Here is a 23915-nt window from a genome sequence, read left to right as displayed (position 1 = left end):
ATGTAATGTGACTATATTATCCCAGCGGGTCACGCGCTGTCACAGGTAAAAATTGAAAGCATCCCGCAAACTGCGCAGGAAAAGGCGCATTGATTTATTGCATGACTTCTTCTTTTTCATGTCAGAATGTAACTATTATTTCACACATGGGATGGTGTCATGGATGAGCTTCTGCTCTTTGCCGGGCTGGTTGCTGTATTCACCGTAGTCGTACTGCCAATAATGGTGATGATTTCACTGTCGCGCAGCAAACGTAATGAGCGTGAGCTGGTGCAACTCAAACAGACGGTCACCCAGTTACAGCAGAAGCTGGCGAAATGGCAGCGGGGTGAAACCTCCGTCGATGATGCACCGAAACGGGTGGTGCCGACGGAGGCATCGGCCAGGGCGGGCGAGGAACGCCTCCGGCAAGAAGCCCCTACTGTCGCCGTGCAGAACACGAAAACCCCCTCTGTCACTCCGGTTCGCGTTCAGACTCAACCGCATGATAAGCAGCCTGATAGGGTCTCGGGCCTGCTTTCAGGCCTGCTGGCCTGGTTTATGAAAGGCAACCCGCTGGCGAAACTGGGCGTGCTGTTGATGTTCTTCGGTTTGGCCTATCTGCTCAAATATTCGGTTGAGCGCGATATGCTGCCCATCGAGTTGCGCCTGGCGGGTGCCGCGCTGGCCAGCCTGGCGATGCTGGGGCTGGGTTGGCGGCTCAGGACAAAACAGTCGCTCTATGCGTTGATCCTGCAGGGCGGGGCGGTGGGAGCACTCTATATTACGGTGTTTGGTGCCTTCCGGTTGTATGCCTTGCTACCCCATTTGCTGGCCTTTGCCCTGATGCTGGTGATCTGTGCCGCCAGCGTGGGTCTGGCCGTACTGCAACGCGCCCTCAGTCTGGCAATGCTGGCCAGTATCGGCGGTTATCTTTCTCCCCTGCTGCTGTCTACCGGCGGCGGCAGTCATATCGCGCTGTTCTCCTATTACCTGCTGCTGTCGCTGGGGATTCTGGCGATCACCGTCTGGCAGCCCTGGCGGCCGCTTAATCTGCTGGGCTTTGCCTTCTCCTTTGGCGTGGCGGGACTGTGGGGCCTGAAGGATTATCAGCCAGAATTTTACCTGAGCTGCCAGCTGTTCCTGATCGCCAATATGGTGATTTTCGGCGTGTTGGCTCTGGGGTTATCGCTGCGCGGACAGGTGAAAGGCGAGAAGGTGATCGATGGCATACTGCTGTTCGGTCCGCCACTGGTCGGCTTTGGCATGCAGTACCACATAACGCAGCACTGGGCGTTTGGTCCGGCCTTCTCCGCGCTGGGCTTTGGTCTGGCTTATTTGCTTTTGGCCTGGGTCGCGTTGCGCCGCTATCCTGCGCTGGGGCGGCAGCTGGCCGTTGCCGGGCTGGCGTTAGGAGGCGTGTTCACCACCCTGGCGATCCCGCTGGCACTCTCTGCACAATGGACGTCAATGGCCTGGGCGCTGGAAGGGCTGGGTATCCTTTGGCTGGGGCAGTCGCAGCGCCAGTCACGTGTCAGCTACAGTGGTACCGGATTGCTGCTGCTGGCTCTGGGTTCCGCGCTGATGGCCTGCTTCAATGGCATTTATGCTTTCTCCTTCAGTCTGATATTTGCCGTACTGGCTCTGACCTGGCTCGGTGGGGCCTGGCTGTGGCGTAACGCTAACAACGTGGTGTCGCGCGTGCTGCTGTGCGGCGGCATTCTCTGGTGGCTGGCGGCACTGATCGGTGGGCTGGCAGCCACACCTGTCCCGGATGATGACTTCCTGTTCCCGCTACTGGGGCTTATTGCCCTGTCCGCCGTTGCCTGGCATCTGGCCAGCCGACGTTTTGCCTGGCCTGAACTGGGTTACATGCCGTGGCTATTGTGGCTGGCTATGCTGCTGGTCGTGCTTTATCAACAGGTGATCGATAACTCCCTGCTGGCGGCAGGTTGGCTCAATCTGGTCTGGCTGCCAGTGCTGAGTGTGGCTTACGCACTGTTGAAGCGGGAAGAAGGCAGACTGAAACCTCTGATGCTGGAACAGGGGTTGCATTTATCGCTGTTCTGGATGCTGCTGACGACAGGGATAGAGGTCTGGCGTATCACGGATATGCTGCCGTGGGGCATGGATGAATGGCGTATTGCTGTACTGATGGTATTTATCGCCGGGATTATTCTGCTGATGCTGTGGGCGCTACGCCGGGGGCTCTGGCCGTTTGCGGCTCATCAACGTTTATATAGCACGTTGGGGCTGCTGCCGCTGGCACCCTGTGCGCTGTTATTGCTGCTGCTGGGTAACCTGCATGACGGCGTTATGATTGACTGGCACTATCTGCCCCTGCTCAACCCACTGGAAGAGGGCGCACTGGTGCTGATATTCGCACTTTTACTGTGGGGCGGGCTGCTGCGAGACCGTTTTGCCGCTGTGCTTCCGTGGTGTGATTTCGCTTTGCGTGTGTGCGCGGTAGCCCTGCTGTTCTGGTGGGGCAATGGTCTGGTGATGCGTTTGCTGGCTCACTACGGTGCTATTGCGTGGCAGGCAGAAGCACTATGGTCATCGCGTCTGGTGCAGACCACCTTTGCGCTGCTGTGGATGCTGACAGCACTGATGATCATGCTGTGGTCAACGCGATGCCGTGATCGCCAGGGTTGGTTTGGCGGAGCAGGTCTGCTGGGTGTGGTAATTATTAAATTAATTCTGGTCGACAGTGCGCATGGCGGTGGCCTGGCGCGTGCAGTGGGCTTTATCGGTGTGGCAATCCTGGTGCTGATTGCCGGGTATTTTTCACCCCTGCCACCGAAAACCGGACATAAAGAGGATGCTGTGACAGTCAATGAGGGAAAACATGAAGAGTAAGTTGAGTCACGGACTGTTGTTGGCCGCACTGTGCCTGTCAGCCAGCGTGAGCGCGAAGACGGGCGAAGCGCCGAAGGATTATGCTTATGGTCTGCCGCTGACCACCCAGGGCTCTGAGCCGTTCTTCAAAGTCGCATTGCCTGGCGATGTGTACCAGCAAACGGCCTGGCCCGATATGCGCGACCTGCGGGTGTTTAACAGCCAGGGTGTGACGGTGCCGTTTGCTCTCTATTCGACAGAGACCCATGAGACGCAGAGTCAGACCTGGCCGCTCCGCGTCTTCCCGCTGGATAATCCGCAGCGTGGAGCCAGCGGTCAGTCGCAGATCACAGTGAAAGCAGCCAATGGGATTGAGGTGACGCTGCCCACAGAGGGCGAAAAATCCTCAGGACGCAGTTTGTTGCTGGAAGTGCCGCAGGAGGGGGAAGACTTCTATCCGAGGCTAAGTGGGTTGAAACTGACCTGGACGCGTTTGCCGCAGAACTGGCAGGCGCGGGTCAGCGTGCTTTACAGTCAGGATCTGAAAAGCTGGGATACGTTGAACGACGATGCGCCGTTGATGGATCTCACCTCTGGCAGCGATCGGCTGTTGCTGGATACCATCGACCTGCCTTATGACCGCCGTACCCCGCGTGCGCGCTACCTGATGTTGGTGTTTAAAGACGATGCGCAGCCCGCGAATCTCGACCTCAGCGCTATCACCGGGATTGAGAAGTCGACAAACCCGTTACCGCGCTCGCACTACGTGACCCTGGCGCCGACAGTAAAAACGCTGTCAGAGAGTGAAGCCGAATACAGCTGGTCATCGCCGCAGCCGTTCAGCCGGGTGAGTATTAAACCTGCCCAGAGTAATGCGGTGTTACCGCTGGAAATTGATTACCGCAGCAGCGCGCAGGACAGCTGGCATCCGCTGGGCAAACAGGTGGTTTATAGCCTGGGGGAAAGCGCCTCCGTGCCGCTGGTGCTGCAGGGGGAGCTGATTCAGGCGATCCGGGTTAAAGGCATTAACCAGCAGTGGAGCGGGATGCCACCGCTGGTCAGTGGGGAGCGCGAGGTGCGAAAGCTGGTGTTTAATGCTCAGGGCAGTCCACCGTTTATGCTGGTGTGGGGCAATAAGATTGCCGCAGCGCAGGCGATAAGTCTGGATACGCTGATCCCACCGGAAACCAATCGCTGGCTGGTTCTGCCTGATGCCGGAACCACGTCATCAATACAAACCCTTGGGGGACGGGAACGATTAACCGCCACTGCCGGGGCAGAGAAAAGCGAACTGTGGCAGAAAGGGCTGCTCTGGGCGCTGTTAGTTATTGGCGCAGGTGGCCTTGTGATGCTGGCATTGAAGGTCTGGCGCGAGGTGCAGCGCCAGCCGAAATAGTCTGCCGGGGCGTATCAGGGCAGCGGCATGACGGGGCCCGGAAACAGGTCAGGTCATGTTTCTTAACAATAATTTCTGCGGTGTCTGACCGACATCACATTATTATCGCAAGTAACTGTGTCGGAACCATCTTGCTGCGGGGATCTCTAAGTATTATCGGGCATTGATGGGACCGGCTGATGATGGATTATCGCCGTATTTATATTTGTTGATTTCGCAGCTGATTGCTGCCAGATAGCCTAATTTTTGGAGAAAGTATGCGTAAGTTGAAAGTGGTACTGTGTTCTGCGCTGTTCTCGGCTGCGGCGTTATCCAGCGTCCCTGCCGCCTGGGCGGAAGGTGAGCAGAGTGCAGAAGCGGCCCCTGAAGTACAGGCACCTGCCGTTCAAACCCCGGAAAGCCAGAACTCGTTGTCGCAGGATCCACCGGCTACCGTCCCACAAACGAACCCGAACGACCCTTACGATCTGCAATACTTCTTTGCTGATTTTAAGCGTTTTGCTATTGGTGATGTGGTGCCTGAAGTCTACCGCACTAAACAATATGAAATCGTTCAGTGGAAGGTGCGCCACCTGCCAGCACCCGAAGCCGATAGCCACTGGACTTATATGGGCGGCAACTACGTGTTGATCACCAACGCGGAAGGAAAAATCCTGCAGGCGAAACAGGGTGAGATTTATTATAAGCGCTAATTGTTTCCCCTGACTCCCGCCAGCCCTGGCGGGACGATAACATCTGTTCGTCCCCTGACGTGGAGTGGTACTGAAGGTGCCACTCTTGTCTCACCCCTCGCTGACGTAAATTGACATATCTTTAAGTATTACTTCTTTCCTTTCTTATTCAATAGCCTGTGTGATTATTACTCTCGTTTTTAACGTGTTTTTTGTCATGCACTTCGTGTGAGATGTAAATATTAATTGATAATCATTATGATCTGTAAAATAATTATCATTAACATTACGATTAATAACTTATTGATCTTACTTGCACTCTTATGAGTCAGCGCAGAGGAAGGTCTGCTTAGGGTGTCGCCTGATTTGTTTATCAGATCCGCGCTTCACCTGACCCAGGTCATTTGTCTGACGGATGCAGGCGATCAGGAGAAAGGCGCAGTGAGTCACCCACAGTCCATTACCGCAAACGTCATGCCCCCTTTTACGGCGCGGTATGCCTGGCGTATGCCGGTGTTTGTCGTGGTGTCGCTACTGCTGCATCTGGCGCTGATTGCCGGTTTTTTGCGTAACGATAATGTGCCTGCGTTATTAATGGCTGGTGCTGAAGGCGGCGTGGTGGCAATGACGATGGTTAGCGTGGCCAGCCACAGATTGCCCGTGGCCCCGACCGCTGAACCGCTGACGGAGCCTGCGCCGCAGGAAAAAACAGAGACGGAATTGCCTTCCCGGGCGATAAAAATGCCTGCGTTAGCCCAGCCTGACGCAGTGATTAAACTGCCTGCGACTAATGAGAAAAAACGTGAGAGTGCGCCACGGAAAGTGGAAACGCCGCAGCAGAAGTCCGTTCGCGAAGCTCCACCCGTGCGGCGCGTAGAAAGCCAGCCACAGAACCCGCCGCAGACGGTTAAACCGGTTCAGGCACCGATCGCGAAAGCGACAGATACGTCCGGCGAGAAGACGGCGCAGACGGATACGACCGCAGGGGCCGCCAGCAGTGTCAGCGCGGCAAGAACCGGCAGCAGCGACAGCGGCCGTGCGCAGGTGGGGGCGGGAAGCAGCGCAACGCAGAACGTTAAAGCCTTACATCGCCGGGTGAATTACCCACAGCGTGCTAAAGCGATGGGCGTGGAAGGGCGCGTCAGAGTGAAATTCAATATTACCGCCAGCGGTACGATTACCGATGTGCGCATATTGTCTGAAACACCGACCGGCGTATTTGCTGCCGCGATCGCCAAAGATATGTCCCGCTGGCGTTATCAGACCCAGGCGGAAGTGAACGATCAAACGGTCACCATCGTTTTCAAATTAAACGGCCAGGTTGAGCTGGAAAAATAAATAACCATTTTCATTATGTATCTTATACCCAAAATAATTCGAGCCCTTATAAGGAGGCTTGACGTATGACGGGTTTATTTATCTCTGGGGAAAGACGTGAATAAAAAACTTGGCCTGATAATGGCCGTTTCGTTATTGCCTGCCGCCACCTGGGCGCAGCAGGACGATAGCCTGACGCAACAGCAAACCAGCAGCAAAAAAGAAACACAGCAGGAACAGGACGTAACAGAGACAGAAGATACGATTCTGGTGCGCTCCACGCCAACCAGCCAGTCGATGGGCACGCAAATTCTGACGGCAGAGCAGATTAAGCAGTTTCCCACCGCCAACGGCAGTATTACCGAATTGCTGAAGCACAATCCCAATGTGCGCTTCTCTAATACCACGGACAGCAGTAATACCCCTGGCGAACTGGCCCCGGAGAATGTTTCATTCCACGGTGAGAAGTTTTATAACAACAACTTTATGATTGATGGGTTATCGAATAATAACACCATCAATCCCGGTGCGAACGGCGGTGAGTTGAGCAACACGCCCGACGGTTACAGCCCCACCGACCTGCCTGCAGGCGGTACGCAGTCGTTCTGGATTAACTCCGAACTGGTGGAGCAGCTGGAAGTGTTCGACAGCAACGTGTCGGCAAAATACGGTGACTTTACCGGCGGCGTGGTGGATGCACGTTTAAAAGACCCCAATTTAGAAAAGGCCTCCGGGAAAATTTCTTACCGCACCACGCGCGACAGCTGGACGCGATACCATATTGACGCCAGCGAGGTCGAGGACTTTGAACTGGCAACCAAGCTGACGCAGCAGCCGAAGTTTAAAAAAGAATTTTACTCCTTTAGCGCCAATCAGCCATTAAGCGATAAGGCCGGATTTATTTTTGCCTATAACCGTCAGAAGTCGACGATCCCGAATTATCATGCTTACCTGGACGAGTGGCACGATCAGGAACGCCTGGCCGAAACCTATTTACTGAAAGGGACCTATCTGGCCGATAACGGCGATATGTTCCGCCTGACCGGAATGTATGCGCCGCATGAGTCTAAATATTTAAAAAAAGACGTGAAAAATGGAGATTATACCAACACCGGTGGTGGCTACCGCGCCAATATGGAATGGGAACATAATGCTGACTGGGGAAAGGTAACCAGTCTGGCGGGCTACCAATTTGAAGAAAATAAGATTGAACATGAGTCTGATAACCAGCTGACATGGCGCTATTCCGATAAGACTCTGAATTTTGTTTCTGATGCTATCGACTGGGTGAGTACGGCCCCTGGTACACGTTGGCAAAATGCCATCATGGGGGGGTACGGTACCTATGCTACGGAAAAACGTACCACAACGCTGAAACAGGACTATGAACTTAATCCGTTTAATCTGGCGGGCCTACAACATCAGGTTGATCTCGGCTGGCAGGTTGATATCTACAGTGCACGTTACAAGCGTTTTAACGATGTCGGTTCGAACCGTGGCACAGCGACTATCAATAGCGGTACAGTTTGTCAGTCGGGTGATTCCTATTGTATTGATGGTGAACAATATTTTAAAAGCATGACGCTCTATCCTGCCCGCGAAGTGGAAGGCAACTACACCAACTATGCGCTCTATCTGCAGGACAGTATGAACGTCGGCAACCTGGAAGTGACGCCGGGTGTGCGGGCGCAGTATGACGACTTCCTGAAAAACCTGACGCTGGCCCCGCGCTTTGCTGCCTCCTATGACGTGTTCGGTGACCGTACCACCCGCGTATTCGGTGGGGCGAACCGCTACTACGGGCAGAACCTGCTGGCCTATAAACTTCGTTCGGGGATCAGTTCCAATATTATCCGCACCCGTAACAATGCCGGTGCCGCCTGGACTGACGGTGAGGTGCGTACCGCATCCATTGATTACGATATCTCCGATTTGAAAACGCCGTACAGCGATGAGCTGTCGCTCGGCGTTTCCCAGCGCGTGGCGGATACGCTGCTGACGGTGAAATGGACCGGGCGCAGCGGGCAGGACCAGTTTGGCCGTAAAACGATTACCAATGATGAAGGCAAGCGTTACTACGTGCTGGATAACAACGCCAAAACCCAGGGCAGCACTTTCTCCCTCACCGCGGAACCGATCAGCCCGACCCACTTTGCCTGGGCTGATCTCAGCTGGTCACTGGGGGCCAGCTATGTGAAAAATAAATCCAGTGCCCAGGCTTACTACGATTCAGGCAGTGGCGAGGATGATGAAAAGAAAGTGATCTTTGATGGCCGCCTGATGGAAAGAAGCGAAATGGATGCGCTGGACTTCAACACGCCGTGGAACGCCTTCGTTAACCTCAACACCTATTTCCCGGCGCTACGCCTGAACTGGAATCAGAATTTTGGTTATACCGCTGGCTATAACGGTTACACAACCGTGACAGTCAGTTGCCCGGATGCGAACAGCGCCTGCGGTAGCTACGAGGGGAGTGCCACTGAATACCAGAAAACCAAATACAAAGATTACTTCACTTACGACTGGCGCTTTAACTACACCCAGACGCTGTACAAAGATCAGAGCGTGGATCTGACGCTGGACGTGATCAACGTGCTGGATAACGTGATTGAAACCTCACAAACCACCGGGGCAAATACCAAAACGGTGACCTACAAAACCGGGCGGCAGTTCTGGCTGGGCGTAGCCTACAACTGGTAACTCTTCACCAGGGCAGGTCATCCGGTCTGCCCTGTTTGTCAGCACACCGTGAGTGCGTGCTTGCGTACTCCGGCACAGGAAAAATGCAATGAAGCAATGGCGTCAATTCAGCGGGCTGGTGGCACTCCTCAGCCTGCTCTTTTCTTTCAGCAGCGTGCGGGCGGCAGAGCCACTCAGCCCGCTGCCTCAGATCACTCAGGGCGTTCTGGATAACGGCCTGCGTTACACGCTGGCGCCGCTCAGTGGCCAGAAACAGCGGGTGGATGTGCGCCTGAGCGTCGACGTGGGGTCGATTGATGAGCAGGACGATCAGTCCGGCGTGGCGCATATGCTGGAGCATATGGTGTTCCGTGCCAGCGCGGCTTACCCGCAGGGCGTGGCGACGCAGCTGCACCAGCAAGGCTGGGTGCGGGCGCAACACTATAATGCGATGACCAACTACGAACGCACGCTGTATATGATGAGCCCGCCGGGTGGTGCAAAGGATCTGAACAGCGCCTTTCAGGCATTGAGCCAGATGGTAGGCCATGCGCGCCTGACGCAGCGCGATCTTGATGACGAACGTCGCATCATTCTGGAAGAGTGGCGCGGCAAGTTGGGTGTGGCAACACGGATGAACCAGCAGCGCGTGCAGGCTATTCGTCACGGTTCGCGCTACCCGGAACGTCCAACTATTGGCACTGAAGCCTCGATTCGGACAACGCCTGCCAGTACCCTTCAGCAGTTCTATCAGCGCTGGTATCACCCCGGCAATATGCGCCTGCTGATTATCGGTGATTTTGCACCGGCTGAGGTGGCAGCAGAAATACACCGGGCCTTCGCCACACTGCCTGCCGGCACTGTCCCGGCACGCGATTATTATGAGCCGCCGCTGAAACCGCAGTTAAAAGTGGTACGTCTGCAGGACAGCGAGAGCGGCAGCAGCCAGGTGTCTTTGGTGCTGCGTTTTAATCCCGGACAAACCACGCTGCGTGAGCGGCTGACCAGCCAGATTGCGCTGTCAGCCTGGAGCCGCCAGATGCGCCGTCAGAAGTCTGAGCTGCCGGTGGAGGTCAGCAGTCTGGTGGTGCGGAAATCCGATATCGGTAAAACGACCCAGGCGCTGGGCCTGTTTGCCGATGTGATGCCCGATGGTCATGCCGCCGCGCTGACGGTGCTACTGCGTGAGCAGGAGCGTATGCGGCGCTATGGCTTGAGTGATGTGGATATTGCGGCAGTGAAGCAGGATATCCGCGACGTCGCTCAGCGTATGGCGGGCAAAGAGGAGCAGCGCGAGTTTGCCGACTGGGTGCAGCAGATTGCGACCGTCTGGGCACAGGGCAAGCCTTATACCGGCAGCCAGCAGCGCGGCCGTCAGGCGCTGATGCTGTTAGACAGCATTGATAATCAGCAGGTGAATGCACTGTTTCAGCGCTGGTTAAGTCTCCCGGACCGTCTGGTGCAGTTCAGCGTCCCAGGGCTGACGCCTTTCACTCTGCCGACGGTTCAGGCTGTTTTACGCCAGGAGCAGCAGTTGAAAAAGGCGCCGCTGGCAGCGCCAGAACGCAGCGTGGATCAGACCGTGATGGTGTTGAACGCTGTTAAGGCGCGGGGGGCACGTACGGCGGTGAAAACCTGGCCCGCGCAGCAGGTGGAGCAGTGGACACTGAGCAACGGCGATCGCCTGGTCTGGCTGCGTACGCCGCTGGCAGGAGATAAGGTCTGGTTATCCGGCAGCAGTGTGGCTGGCTTCCGTTCACAGGGGCTGAACCCGTGGCAGGCGCAGCTGGCGGCACAGTTGGTGGGTCAAAGTGGCCCGCAGGGCTGGCAGAGTGAGCAGCTACAGGCGTGGAAACAGCAGCGATCGCTGTCACTGTCCGTTTCTCAGCAGGCTGAAGCATTGCAGTATTCCGGCCAGAGTTCGCGGAGTGAGCTGGAAAATCTGCTGGCGCTGAGCCATGCGCTGCAGGTTGAACCGGGTATTGATACCCGCATCATGAAAGACAATATGATGCGTCTGGCCCGTCAGCAAACAACGCAGAGACAAACGGTACAGGATAGCCGTGCACGACAGATCCGTCTGTTGCGCTATGGTCAGCCAGGGTGGCAGGCACCGGATGCACAAGCGTTAAAGCAACTGGAGTCCACCACCTTACTGCAGCAGTGGCACATCACGGCATCGGCCCCGGTCACCTGGTATTTACTGGCTGATATGCCATCTGAACAACTATTGCCACTGGCAGAGCGTTATCTGGCTTCCATTCCGCGCGCGCCGATGAACGCCACCGCGCCTGAGTTGCCGCGTACAGGGCGTTTTGATGCCCACGTGGCGGTGAATATCGAACCCCGCGCCGAGGTCAAAGCCTGGAGCTTTACGCCCGTCAGCTGGTCGCCACAGGCCGCCGTGCAGGTGAGTATTGCGCGTAATCTGGCGAATCAGGCGCTGAAAAACAGCCTGCGTGACGATGCGCTGGGGATTTATCGCCTGCAAATGAACAGCGAGCTGTCGGACCTGCATCAGCGTATCGAAACGGAAGTGACATTTACCAGCTCCCCGCAGCGGGCGCAGGAGTTGTGGCAGCGGGCTGAACAGGTGCTTGCGCAGCTTCCAGAACAGATCACTCAGCAACAGGTGGATGAACAAAAACACCTCTTTATCCGTGCTGAAAATGCCCGTAAGCAGGATATCACCACGCTGCAACGCCGCCTGGAACTCAGTTATCGCCACTTCGACGATCCGCGTTATCTGAGCGACGTGGCACAGCTCGCCGACAGCATTACCCTGGCGGGCGTGCGTGAGGCCGCGGGTCACCTGTTGAGTGCCGATAACCGGGTGCTCCATATTTCTCTGCCGCAGCAGGGTAAACCGTGAAGAGGGTTGCCGAACAATTCTGGGCGCTGTGTCGGCCCTTCTGGGGTAACCGCCGCAGCTGGCAGGGCTGGCTGCTGATTGCCGTGATTGTGGCGATGGGGGGGACCATCGTCTGGCTTAACGTACTGTTTAATAGCTGGACGAAAAGCTTTTATGACGCGCTGGGGGCGTATGACAGCGGCCTGCTCTGGTCGCTGATCAAAGATTACTTTGTCTATATCGCGATTTATATCGGGGTGTTTGTCTATCAGGACTGGTTTACTGAGCTACTGATTATTCGCTGGCGTACTGCGCTGACGTCAGAGCTGGTGGACAGCTGGCTGGCAAAGCGGGCGTTCTATCGTATGTCGCTCACCGGAAATACCGACAATCCCGATCAGCGTATTGCGCAGGATGTGGAGCTGTTTGTCGATAAAACCGTCAGTCTTACGGTCAATTTCCTCATCGTAGTGGCGCAGCTGTTCTCGTTTGTCATCATTCTCTGGCAGCTCTCCGGCGTGCAGCATTTCACGCTGTTAGGTCGCGAGTGGGTGATAAAAGGCTATCTGGTATGGGTGGTGCTGATTTATACGCTGGTGGGCAGCCTGGTGACGCATCTGATCGGGAAAAAATTGCACGGTCTGAACTACCATAAACAGAAGGCGGAAGCCGATTTCCGCGCCTCGCTGCTGCGTAAGCATGACCATGCTGAACAGATTGCACAGTATGGTGGTGAACAGCAGGAAAAACGCCACCTGACGCGTAATTTTATAGCCATTGTGCAGAACTGGCGCTCACTGATGAATGCTAAGCGTAACCTCGGTTTATTTACCACGGGCTATATGCGCATCAGCCTGATTGTCCCGGTATTTGCTGCTTTGCCTGTATTTCTCAGTAAAGCGGTGACGCTGGGCGGATTGATGCAAATACGCAGTGCCTTTGGTCAGGTACATAGTGGCCTGAGCTGGTTTATTCGTATGTACCATGAGCTGGCGCTGTTGTCGGCCAGTATGCAACGTCTTTCCCAGTTTCGGGCGGAAATCCAGGCGCACCAGACGCAGCAGGCACCGCCACCGACGGGGCCAGCGCTGAACGTCCGCGATCTCTCTTTGACTACGCCGCAGGGGCAGCCGCTGATGCGTAATGTGGTATTGCAGTGTGTACCCGGTAGCTGGAGCAAGCTCTCTGGTCGCAGCGGATTGGGCAAGTCGACGTTGTTGCGTACCCTGAACGGCTTGTGGCCTTATTACGATGGAGAGTGGCAGGCACAGGAAGGGCGCAGTTTGCTGCTGCCGCAGCAGAGCTATCTCGGGCAGGGGACGCTGGCGGAGATTCTCTGCTATCCGCAGCCACCGTTGCTGGATAGCGCATTCCTGAGGGATGTGCTGGACAAGGTCGGGTTGTCGGCCTGGTGTGACAAGCTGGCGGAGCAGCAGAACTGGGATCGGGTATTTTCCGGCGGTGAACGCCAGCGGCTGGCGTTTGCCCGTGCGCTGATTGCCCGGCCTGATACTCTGTATCTGGACGAGGCAACCAGCAGTCTCGATCAGGGGGCTGCCCGTCAACTGCTTACGCTTGTCCGCGCTGAACTGCCGGGGACAACGGTGGTGGCGATCACCCATCAGAACGAGCTGGATGATCTGTTTTCGCAGCACCAGGATCTCAGCGTCTTCCGCCAGGCGTGATCCTCTTTTCTCCTCTGCCTGCCCGGGCAGGGGAGATTTTCACACCAATCCCTTATCAGGTTTGGTAAATCCGCTTAACTCCTCCTCATCAATGCTTTACCATCTGTTTCTGACACTATTAAACGGCAATATGGATATCTAATGCGTTATCTGGTTTCGCTTCTCCCTGTCCTCGCATTACTCACCGCCTGTAGCAGCCAGCCGAAGACGGCCCCGGCTGAACCTCATGGCAATCCGTTTAAAGGCAACGGTGGATTCCTGCTGGAACCTTCCCACAGTGGGGCCGTATTGGGTGGCGATTTTGCCAATAACCAGGCTGCCAATGCATTTATCGACAAAATGGTGCGTAAGCACGGTTTTGAACGCGAGCAGCTGCACAACGTGCTGGCTCAGGCGAAGAATCTCGACTGGATTGTCCGCCTGATGGATCGTCAGGCGCCAACCCCCACGGCGCAGGGACCGACCGGGCCAAACGGCGCGTGGATGCGTTATCGCAGCAAATTTATTACCCCGGATAACGTGCAGAACGGCGTGGCATTCTGGAATCAGTATCAGGACGCCTTGCAGCGTGCAGAGCAGACCTATGGTGTGCCACCGGAAATCATTGTTGGCATTATCGGCGTGGAAACCCGTTGGGGCCGCGTGATGGGGAAAACACGTATTCTTGATGCTCTGGCAACGTTGTCCTTTAACTACCCGCGCCGAGCTGAATACTTCAGCGGTGAGCTGGAAACCTTCCTGCTGATGGCGCGTGAAGAGGATGATGACCCGCTTGATCTGCGTGGCTCGTTTGCTGGCGCAATGGGCTACGGCCAGTTTATGCCTTCTGCGTTTAAGCAGTACGCGGTGGACTTCAACGGCGACGGGCATATTAACCTGTGGGACCCGGTTGATGCGATTGGCAGCGTGGCGCACTACTTCCAGGCGCACGGCTGGCTGACTAACGGTACCGTTGCCGTGGAGGCCAATGGTCAGGCGCCCGGTCTGGAAAGCGGGTTTAAAACCCGCTATACCGTGGCTAAACTGGCAGAAGCCGGGTTGTCACCGGTTATCCCTCTGGATAATAACCAGCAGGTCAGCCTGTTGAAATTCGATATGGGGACGCGTTACCAGTACTGGTACGGCTTGCCGAACTTCTATGCCATTACCCGTTATAACCACAGCAACCATTATGCGATGGCGGTGTGGCAACTGGGGCTTGCGGTGAAACAGGCGCGCTAAACACGGCTTAGTATTTTGACGCAATTTTGTTATTTATCGCAGTGGTAGCCAGGTCTACAGTAGACCTGACTGCCACTTCATCCCTGAGCGAGGAATAATGAAAGACTGGAACCCCGATCTTTATCGTCAGTTCGAAGCTGAACGCACGCGCCCGGCGCAGGAACTCCTCAACCGTATTCCCCTCTTATCCCCCGCTTATGTCACTGACCTCGGCTGCGGCCCGGGTAACAGCACTGAATTATTGCATCAGAACTGGCCTGAGGCTCAGGTGACGGGCCTTGACAGCTCACAGGCGATGCTCGATCAGGCGCAACGCCGTCTGCCGGACTGTAAGTTTACGCTAGCGGATATTCGCCACTGGCAGGCAACGCCGCCGCAGGATGTCATTTATGCCAATGCGTCACTTCAGTGGCTGACCGATCATCCGGTGTTGCTGCCTCATCTGGTGACTCAGCTTGCTCCTGGCGGGGTACTGGCCATACAGATGCCGGATAATCTTGACGAGCCAAGCCATCGTCTGATGCGTCATGTGGCAGAACGTCCGGCCTGGCAGGCGAAAACGGACCCGCAGGCTGCGGCGCGTAAACGCCTGCTGTCGACCGATGACTATTATGATCTGCTGACCACAGCCGGTTGCCGTGTTGATCTCTGGCGCACCACTTACTATCACGTGATGCCGTCGCCACAGGCGATTATCGACTGGCTGCTTGCAACCGGATTACGTCCGTATCTCGCCGCGCTGGACGACGCGGAGCAGGCGTTATGGCTGGAAGACTACCATGCTGAGATCGCCCGCGCGTATTCGCCCCGGCAGGATGGCAATCTGCTGCTGGCCTTTCCGCGTTTGTTTCTGGTGGCGCAGAAAGTCTGATAGAAAGCCTGGAAGCCGCGCCGCAAAAACGGGTTTCGACGCCGCGTGAACCCGGGAAAAGTGCTACTCTCTGGCTCTTCATTATCAGGGAGCAGAGAGCACGATGACCGATAACGAATTAATCCAATTGAGTACCCGTGTTGGCGAGCGTTTGCTGGCACGCCATGCTAGTGTTACCACGGCTGAGTCCTGCACCGGGGGCTGGATTGCCAAAGTGCTGACGGATATTGCGGGCAGCTCAGCCTGGTTCCAGCGCGGTTTTGTGACCTACAGTAATGACGCCAAGCAACAGATGATCGGTGTGACGGAAGCCTCGCTGACGCAGTTCGGCGCGGTCAGTGAGCAGGTTGTGCAGGAAATGGCGCAGGGTGCGTTGCGTGAAGCCGGGGCGCAGTACGCTATCTCGGTCAGCGGGGTCGCCGGGCCGGATGGCGGCAGTGACGAAAAACCTGTGGGTACCGTCTGGTTTGGCTTCGCTTCTGCCAGCGGTGAAGTGCTGACGCTGGTGCAGCGCTTTAGCGGCGACCGTGAGGCCGTTCGTCGCCAGGCAACAGCCTGGGCGCTCCAGACCTTGCACGATCATTTTCTCAAAAATTAAACTTGATACTGTATGACCATACAGTATAATCAGCGCATATTTTAGAGACGAAGCAGCATCTACGTGTGCTTTACCCGCATGATTAGGAGTAAAAATGGCTATCGACGAAAACAAGCAAAAAGCACTGGCAGCAGCGCTGGGCCAGATTGAAAAGCAATTTGGTAAAGGCTCCATCATGCGCCTGGGTGAAGACCGCACTATGGATGTGGAAACCATCTCTACCGGTTCTTTATCACTGGATATCGCGCTGGGGGCCGGCGGCCTGCCGATGGGCCGTATCGTCGAAATTTATGGTCCAGAATCTTCCGGTAAAACGACGCTGACCCTGCAGGTGATTGCTTCTGCGCAGCGTAAAGGTAAAACCTGTGCGTTTATCGATGCCGAGCACGCACTGGACCCGGTTTACGCCAAGAAATTGGGCGTGGATATCGACAACCTGCTGTGTTCTCAGCCGGATACCGGTGAGCAGGCGTTGGAAATCTGTGATGCGCTGGCACGTTCTGGTGCGGTTGATGTCATCATTGTCGATTCCGTGGCGGCACTGACGCCGAAAGCGGAAATTGAAGGTGAAATTGGCGACTCTCACATGGGCCTTGCGGCACGTATGATGAGCCAGGCGATGCGTAAGCTGGCCGGTAACCTGAAAAATTCGGGTACGCTGCTGATCTTCATCAACCAAATTCGTATGAAAATTGGTGTGATGTTCGGTAACCCGGAAACCACCACCGGCGGTAACGCTCTTAAATTCTACGCTTCTGTCCGTCTGGATATTCGCCGCATCGGCGCGATCAAAGAGGGCGATGAAGTGGTGGGCAGTGAGACCCGCGTTAAAGTGGTGAAAAACAAAATCGCAGCGCCATTCAAGCAGGCTGAATTCCAGATCTTGTACGGCGAAGGTATCAACGTCTTTGGTGAGCTGGTTGACCTCGGCGTGAAGCACAAGCTGATCGAAAAAGCGGGTGCCTGGTACAGCTACAACGGTGACAAAATTGGTCAGGGTAAGGCTAACTCGGGTAACTTCCTGAAAGAAAACCCGGCTATTGCTAACGAAATCGAAGCGAAGCTGCGTGAAATGCTGCTGAACAATCCGGATGCCAAGCCTGATTTTGTTCCTGCACCGCATGAAGCAGAAAATGAAGTCAACGAAGACCTCTGATTATCGGTAGGGGTCGATGAGATTCGGCCCGCTGTACCAGAAGGGAATCGCAAAAGCGGTTCCCTTTTTTCATTGTGTAACGACGGGTTCCACCCGAAACGTATAAACCCGCGACTTATCCTCCTCTTTCTGCGCATTTTCCTCGCAAGCACTGCCATCAGACGTTACCCTTGATCACCTGTTACATTGACTCAACGCTGTGTGGGGCACTATGTCAGAGACCACTGAACGAACCCGGCACGCGAAACTGCTGGAGCGGGCAATGCGTATTCTCGCAATGCGCGATCACAGTGAAGCAGAATTTCGCCGCAAGCTGGTTATTTCAAGCGAGCGCGCTGCCCAATTCGCTAAACAACAGGGCGAGAAACAGCAGGGTGCTAAACAAGAAACATCCCCAGAGCCGCTGGCCCCGGAAGAGATCGACCGTGTTGTCGAATGGTGCTACCAGCATAACTGGCTGGATGATACCCGTTTCGCTGAGCGTTATGTGGCAGGGCGAAGCCGTAAAGGTTACGGGCCGCAACGCATTCGTATGGAGTTGGGGCAGAAGGGGATTGATAAAACGCTGATCGATGAGACGCTGTTTGCCGCAGAAATTGACTGGCAAGCTCAGGCTTTTATGCTGGCTGAACGTAAGTTTGGTCTGCCCCTGCCATCTGAATGGAAGGAAAAAGCGAAAGTGCAGCGTTATCTGATGGCTAAAGGCTTCTTTATGGAAGATATCCGGTCAATTTTCGAGAATTTTGATCATTGACCGTCGATGGGATTTTACTTCCCCCTGAAGAAAATTTATCTTATTCACCACTTTTTGTTCGTGTGTCGTCGCTGGCGAAAGCAATACCGGCGTAGCAAGACCCACGAAACGTTCGTTAGCGTGATTCCAGGACAAATATGAGCAAGAGCACTGCGGAGATTCGTCAAGCGTTTCTCGACTTTTTCCAGAGCAAGGGACATCAGGTTGTAGCCAGTAGCTCCCTCGTCCCGAACAATGACCCGACGCTGTTATTCACTAACGCCGGGATGAACCAGTTTAAAGACGTTTTCCTTGGTCAGGATAAGCGCAACTACTCCCGGGCGACAACCTCGCAGCGATGCGTGCGCGCCGGTGGTAAACACAACGACCTTGAAAACGTAGGTTACACCGCCCGTCACCATACTTTCTTCGAAATGTTGGGTAACTTCAGCTTTGGCGATTACTTCAAAAAAGAAGCGATTGCCTTTGCATGGGAGTTGCTGACCAGCCCCGAGTGGTTCGGTCTGCCTAAAGAGAAACTGTGGGTGACCGTGTACGAAACCGATGACGAAGCTTACGGCATCTGGGAAAACGAGATCGGTGTACCGCGTGAGCGTATTATCCGTATCGGTGACAACAAAGGTGGCGCCTACGCCTCTGATAACTTCTGGCAAATGGGCGATACCGGTCCATGCGGCCCGTGCTCTGAGATCTTCTTCGACCACGGCGATCACATCTGGGGTGGCCCTCCGGGTAGCCCGGAAGAAGATGGCGATCGTTACATTGAGATCTGGAACATCGTCTTTATGCAGTTCAACCGTCAGTCTGACGGCACGATGCTGCCACTGCCGAAACCTTCCGTGGATACCGGCATGGGCCTGGAACGTATCAGCGCGGTCCTGCAACATGTGAACTCCAACTATGAAATCGATCTGTTTGCACAGCTGATCCAATCAGTTGCACAAGAGACCGGAGCCACCGATCTGGGGAATAAATCCCTGCGCGTGATCGCTGACCATATTCGTTCCTGTGCGTTCCTGATCGCTGATGGTGTCATCCCGTCCAGTGAAAACCGGGGTTATGTGCTGCGTCGTATCATTCGTCGCGCAGTACGTCATGGCAACATGCTGGGTGCAGAAGGGACATTCTTCTACAAGCTGGTGGCTCCGCTGATCGCCGTGATGGGTGCGGCTGGCGAAGAGTTGAAAAATCAGCAGTCGCTGGTTGAGAAAATCCTTAAAACGGAAGAAGAGCAGTTTGCGAAAACGCTGGAACGCGGTCTGGCTTTACTGGATGAAGAGCTGGAAAACCTGGAGGGTGATACGCTGGACGGTGAAACCGTCTTCCGTCTGTACGACACCTTCGGTTTCCCGGCTGACCTCACTGCCGATGTGTGCCGTGAGCGTAACCTGAAAATTGATGAAGCCGGCTTTGAACAGGCGATGGAGCAGCAGCGTCAACGTGCACGCAGTGGCAGTGGTTTCGGGACGGACTACAACAACGTTATCCGTATCGAGCAGGCGTCAGCTTTTAAAGGCTACGAGCAGTTAGCGCTGAATGCGGCGGTGACCGCCATTTTCGTTGACGGACAGGCGGCGGATGAAATCCGTGCCGGTCAGGAAGGGGTGATCGTTCTTGACGAAACACCATTCTATGGTGAATCCGGTGGTCAGGTGGGTGATACCGGTGAGCTGAAAAGCGAAAAGGGTGCCACGTTCACGGTTAACGACACACAGAAATACGCACAAGCGATCGGTCATATCGGTAAACTGGCTTCCGGCCAACTGCGTGTAGGCGACCGCATTGCGGCTCAGGTCAATGAAACTCGTCGTGCACGCATTCGCCTTAACCACTCGGCAACGCACCTGCTGCATGCTGCGTTGCGCCAGGTTCTGGGCGACCATGTCGCGCAGAAAGGCTCTCTGGTTAACGATAAGTACCTGCGTTTTGACTTCTCGCATTTCGAAGCGATGAAGCCGGTTGAAATTCGTCAGGTCGAAGAGATCGTCAACGCCCAGATCCGTCGTAACCTGCCGATTGATACCAACATCATGGAACTCGAAGCGGCGAAAGCACACGGTGCGATGGCGTTGTTTGGTGAGAAGTATGATGATCATGTGCGTGTGGTTGGCATGGGCGACTTCTCTACCGAGTTGTGTGGTGGTGTTCACGCCAGCCGTACCGGTGATATCGGTCTGTTCCGTATTACGTCAGAGTCGGGCACTGCTGCAGGCGTACGCCGTATTGAAGCCGTGACTGGTGAAGGCGCACTGGCGCAGGTTTACAGCCAGAATGAGCAGTTGCTTGATATTGCTCACCTGGTGAAAGCCAATAACAGTAATTTGAATGAAAAAGTTCGCGCGCTGATTGACCATGCACGCGGGCTGGAAAAAGAGTTGCAGCAGTTGAAAGATCAACAAGCTGCGCAAGAAAGTGCCTCACTGAGCAGTAAAGCTATTGCGTTGAAGGGCACCAGGCTGCTGGTCAGCGAACTGAGCAACGTTGAGCCTAAGATGCTGCGTACGATGGTCGATGACCTGAAAAACCAGCTTGGCTCTGCGGTTATCGTGCTGGCAACCGTCGCTGATGGCAAAGTATCCCTGATTGCCGGGGTGACTAAAGACCTGACCGATCGCGTAAAAGCGGGCGAACTGGTGGGCGAGTTGGCTCAGCGGGTCGGTGGTAAGGGTGGCGGTCGACCGGATATGGCTCAGGCCGGCGGTACAGATGCGCAGGCGCTGCCTGCGGCTCTGGCTGGCGTTGAGGCATGGGTGGCTGCAAAACTGTAACACTATAAAAATGTATCGTGGAGAAGCGCTCAGGCCCCTCTGGGATGGGCGTTTGTTCAAGCGATACGCCCCTGTAATCATAAAGTCAGGTTGATGATCTGGTTTTCGGCTAAACTAAGTATCAGCAGAATGTATTGGCAGACAGGTGCGCTATTGGTGTATTTGTCATAATCTACATTTAGCGTTATACGATGGATAATGCCGGGAAGCACGTAACCCGACTCTTTTAATCTTTCAAGGAGCAAAGAATGCTTATTCTAACTCGTCGAGTTGGTGAAACCCTCATGATCGGTGATGAGGTGACTGTAACTGTGCTGGGAGTCAAAGGTAACCAGGTACGTATTGGTGTGAACGCCCCTAAAGAAGTTTCGGTGCATCGTGAAGAGATCTATCAGCGCATCCAGGCCGAAAAGACTCAGCAAACAAGTTACTAACGGATCCAGCGCCTCGCTCCCAGTAGCGAGGCGCTACCGGTTTTCGCCCCCCTTTATCTATCTCCTGTTAGCTTTTTCCCCATTTATCCCCCATTTGCATCATTCTTTTGCCAGAATTTTTCTGCTGTGCTCATTTTCGTCGTCGTTGTTTCACCTGAAATTCGCGGTATTCTTTGTTGATAAATCACTCTTTTTGTCGTCAAAGTGGTCGACTTGCGTGGCTTTTGTGCAATCAGACGCGAGTGATGAAAAAAGGGGGAGAAATTGTTTGACTTACAACGCCCAGAAAGTAATATGTGCGCCACGCAGTGCCGATGAGCAGATACAACGTTCTAAAGCACAACTCGAAAGAGTGCTAGTGGTGAGGTGGCCGAGAGGCTGAAGGCGCTCCCCTGCTAAGGGAGTATGCGGTCAAAAGCTGCATCCGGGGTTCGAATCCCCGCCTCACCGCCATTTTGCATCCATAGCTCAGCTGGATAGAGTACTCGGCTACGAACCGAGCGGTCGGAGGTTCGAATCCTCCTGGATGCACCATATTCTTTAAGGCTGCTTAGTGCGGCTTTAATTTTGGGTAGTACCGATGCAGCGTTAGCAGCCCTGCGTCATGGTGAGTAGTCAGCACCCTGCGTTATACAAGAATTAGCAATGCATCCATAGCTCAGCTGGATAGAGTACTCGGCTACGAACCGAGCGGTCGGAGGTTCGAATCCTCCTGGATGCACCATCTTTAGTAAGAGTGGGAAGCACCTCTGTACTGGCATGTTGTAGAGCAGTAAACGCCAGCACAAAGCAGGATAACGTCGCTTGCGACGGCCCGTCAGGGTGAGGCGAAGCCGAATAATCCTCCTGGATGCACCATTCTCAACGAGTGGTCGTGATTTTCTTCAGTATCTCCTCAGGTTTGTCGCTTTACCTCCCCCAATAGTGTTACCGTGCAGAGTAAACTACTGCATAGCTTTACCAATGCATCCATAGCTCAGCTGGATAGAGTACTCGGCTACGAACCGAGCGGTCGGAGGTTCGAATCCTCCTGGATGCACCATATTTTGTAAGATTAGAAGCACCTCTGTACTGGCATGTTGTAGAGCAGTGAACGCCAGAACAAAGGAGGATAACGTCGCTTGCGACGGCCCGTCAGGGTGAGGCGAAGCCGAATCATCCTCCTGGATGCACCCTATTTTGTATGAATGGGAAGCACTCTATTCTTCACTACACAGCGTCATACGTTTTACCAATGCATCCATAGCTCAGCTGGATAGAGTACTCGGCTACGAACCGAGCGGTCGGAGGTTCGAATCCTCCTGGATGCACCATATTTTGCAGGATTAGAAGCACCTCTGTACTGGCATGTTGTAGAGCAGTGAACGCCAGCACAAAGGAGGATAACGTCGCTTGCAACGGCCCGTCAGGGTAAGGCGAAGCCGAATCATCCTCTTGGATGCACCATCTTTTACAAGATTAAAAGCCCCTTTGTACGGGTAACACCATTACTCCTTTCTGCACTTTTCTCAAAATCCTTCTTACGAATTACTCACTTAACTCAAATTAACCTGCGCTTTATCTCACGCATTTATCTGATAATCAAAATCCCTATATTTTTCAAAGCATTTGCTGATCCATGCCAACAGCGACAACGAGGGTGCTTTTACGCTAAAGTAATCGTTCCGTTATCAGAATGGATGCGAGAATGTACGATGCTTATGACGGCCTGATATTCGATATGGATGGCACCATCCTCGATACCGAGCCAACACACCGTAAAGCCTGGCATCAGGTGCTGGGGCAATATGGCATGACCTTCGATGAAACGGCCATCATTGGCCTGAACGGTTCGCCAACCTGGCACATTGCGCAGGTGATCATTGCCAGCCAGCAACGCGATCTTGATCCTTACCGGTTGGCCGAAGAAAAGACGGCATTACTGAAAACGATGCTGTTCGACAGCGTACAGCCATTACCGCTCATTGATGTGGTGAAGGCCTATAAAGGGCGCCGTCCAATGGCGGTAGGCACCGGCAGTGAGCATGCAATGGCGGTGGGGCTGTTACAGCATCTGGGGCTACTGAATCACTTTGATGCCATTGTCGGAGCAGATGATGTTAAACGCCATAAGCCAGAACCTGATACATTTCTGCGTTGCGCTGAATTGATCGGCGTACCCGCTGCACGCTGTGTGGTGTTTGAAGACGCTGATTTTGGTATACAGGCGGCACGTGCGGCAGGTATGGATGCGGTGGATGTCCGTCTGCTGTGAGTGAATGGTTAGCTTACGGTTCGATGTTTGCCAGTAGCTTTTTGAGCGCCACGTTATTGCCGGGGAGTTCTGAAGCGTTACTGGTGGGGTTACTGCTGGCGGGGAAGGTTTCTGTCACGGCATTGATCCTGATTGCCGCACTGGGAAATACTCTGGGTGGTTTAACCAACATCGTTATGGGTCGCCTGCTTCCATTAAAAAGTCAGGGGCGATGGCACAACACAGCAACGGCGTGGCTGCACCGAATGGGGCCTGCTGCGCTGCTTTTTAGCTGGTTACCAGTGATTGGTGATCTGCTATGCGTTCTTGCTGGCTGGCTACGTTTCGCCTGGCTGCCGATGGTGATATGTCTCGCTATCGGTAAGACCCTGCGTTATCTGGTGCTGGCAGCCGCAACACTACAGGGCATGGAATGGTGGCATTGATTCGCTTTAAGGCGGCGC

At 54.6% G+C, this 23915-nt stretch carries 16 protein-coding genes and 5 tRNA genes; all 21 read left to right on the top strand.

Annotated elements, in window-relative coordinates; genetic code table 11:
• Window positions 1–159: 159 nt before the first annotated feature.
• Window positions 160–2838 (top strand): DUF2339 domain-containing protein, encoded by a 2679-nt coding sequence (locus tag LJN55_RS17995; RefSeq protein WP_227534973.1) that lies wholly within the window; start codon window positions 160–162, stop codon window positions 2836–2838.
• Window positions 2828–4213 (top strand): DUF3999 family protein, encoded by a 1386-nt coding sequence (locus tag LJN55_RS17990; protein ID WP_227534972.1) that lies wholly within the window; start codon window positions 2828–2830, stop codon window positions 4211–4213. The genes LJN55_RS17995 and LJN55_RS17990 overlap by 11 nt, the downstream gene beginning before the upstream one ends.
• A 257-nt stretch (window positions 4214–4470) precedes the next feature.
• The gene (locus LJN55_RS17985) at window positions 4471–4905 is read left to right on the top strand and encodes an RcnB family protein (protein ID WP_133846003.1); all 435 of its coding nucleotides are present in this window, start codon (window positions 4471–4473) and stop codon (window positions 4903–4905) included.
• Between the two features lie 420 nt (window positions 4906–5325).
• Window positions 5326–6222, top strand: a complete 897-nt coding sequence (locus tag LJN55_RS17980) for a TonB family protein (protein WP_227534971.1) — start codon at window positions 5326–5328, stop codon at window positions 6220–6222.
• A 96-nt stretch (window positions 6223–6318) separates the two neighbouring features.
• Entirely contained in the window at window positions 6319–8901 is a 2583-nt protein-coding gene (locus LJN55_RS17975) for a TonB-dependent receptor plug domain-containing protein (protein ID WP_227534970.1), read from the top strand.
• Between the two features lie 88 nt (window positions 8902–8989).
• On the top strand, window positions 8990–11752 hold the full coding sequence (locus LJN55_RS17970; RefSeq protein ID WP_227534969.1) for a M16 family metallopeptidase: 2763 nt from the start codon (window positions 8990–8992) through the stop codon (window positions 11750–11752).
• Window positions 11749–13416: an ABC transporter ATP-binding protein/permease gene (locus LJN55_RS17965; RefSeq protein WP_133846000.1), complete on the top strand. Its 1668-nt coding sequence runs from the start codon at window positions 11749–11751 to the stop codon at window positions 13414–13416. The genes LJN55_RS17970 and LJN55_RS17965 overlap by 4 nt, the downstream gene beginning before the upstream one ends.
• A gap of 141 nt (window positions 13417–13557) precedes the next feature.
• On the top strand, window positions 13558–14637 hold the full coding sequence (mltB, locus tag LJN55_RS17960) for a lytic murein transglycosylase B (protein ID WP_133845999.1): 1080 nt from the start codon (window positions 13558–13560) through the stop codon (window positions 14635–14637).
• A gap of 97 nt (window positions 14638–14734) precedes the next feature.
• On the top strand, window positions 14735–15508 hold the full coding sequence (gene tam / locus LJN55_RS17955; RefSeq protein ID WP_227534968.1) for a trans-aconitate 2-methyltransferase: 774 nt from the start codon (window positions 14735–14737) through the stop codon (window positions 15506–15508).
• Window positions 15509–15611: 103 nt separating this feature from the next.
• Window positions 15612–16106, top strand: coding sequence for a nicotinamide-nucleotide amidase (gene pncC, locus LJN55_RS17950; RefSeq protein WP_227534967.1), 495 nt, complete (start codon window positions 15612–15614; stop codon window positions 16104–16106).
• Between the two features lie 94 nt (window positions 16107–16200).
• Entirely contained in the window at window positions 16201–17262 is a 1062-nt protein-coding gene (recA, locus tag LJN55_RS17945) for a recombinase RecA (RefSeq protein WP_133845996.1), read from the top strand.
• 211 nt (window positions 17263–17473) lie between these two features.
• The gene (locus LJN55_RS17940; protein ID WP_133845995.1) at window positions 17474–18016 is read left to right on the top strand and encodes a regulatory protein RecX; all 543 of its coding nucleotides are present in this window, start codon (window positions 17474–17476) and stop codon (window positions 18014–18016) included.
• 137 nt (window positions 18017–18153) lie between these two features.
• On the top strand, window positions 18154–20784 hold the full coding sequence (gene alaS, locus LJN55_RS17935) for an alanine--tRNA ligase (RefSeq protein ID WP_133845994.1): 2631 nt from the start codon (window positions 18154–18156) through the stop codon (window positions 20782–20784).
• A 248-nt stretch (window positions 20785–21032) separates the two neighbouring features.
• Window positions 21033–21218: a carbon storage regulator CsrA gene (gene csrA / locus LJN55_RS17930; RefSeq protein ID WP_004155916.1), complete on the top strand. Its 186-nt coding sequence runs from the start codon at window positions 21033–21035 to the stop codon at window positions 21216–21218.
• 360 nt (window positions 21219–21578) lie between these two features.
• Window positions 21579–21671: transfer RNA gene (locus tag LJN55_RS17925), tRNA-Ser, on the top strand.
• Window positions 21672–21675: 4 nt separating this feature from the next.
• Window positions 21676–21752: transfer RNA gene (locus LJN55_RS17920), tRNA-Arg, on the top strand.
• A gap of 113 nt (window positions 21753–21865) precedes the next feature.
• Window positions 21866–21942, top strand: a tRNA-Arg gene (locus tag LJN55_RS17915).
• A gap of 241 nt (window positions 21943–22183) precedes the next feature.
• A tRNA-Arg gene (locus tag LJN55_RS17910) sits at window positions 22184–22260 on the top strand.
• 194 nt (window positions 22261–22454) lie between these two features.
• Window positions 22455–22531 (top strand) — tRNA-Arg (locus LJN55_RS17905).
• Window positions 22532–22905: 374 nt separating this feature from the next.
• On the top strand, window positions 22906–23472 hold the full coding sequence (gene yqaB / locus LJN55_RS17900) for a fructose-1-phosphate/6-phosphogluconate phosphatase (protein ID WP_227534966.1): 567 nt from the start codon (window positions 22906–22908) through the stop codon (window positions 23470–23472).
• Window positions 23469–23897, top strand: coding sequence for a YqaA family protein (locus tag LJN55_RS17895; RefSeq protein WP_133845992.1), 429 nt, complete (start codon window positions 23469–23471; stop codon window positions 23895–23897). The genes yqaB and LJN55_RS17895 overlap by 4 nt, the downstream gene beginning before the upstream one ends.
• The last annotated feature ends 18 nt before the right edge of the window (window positions 23898–23915 follow it).

The sequence above is a fragment of the Erwinia rhapontici genome, assembly GCF_020683125.1.
Taxonomy (GTDB): Bacteria; Pseudomonadota; Gammaproteobacteria; order Enterobacterales; family Enterobacteriaceae; genus Erwinia; species Erwinia rhapontici.
Note: the sequence above shows the minus strand (reverse complement) of the source record. Positions and strands in the feature narration are given on the sequence as shown.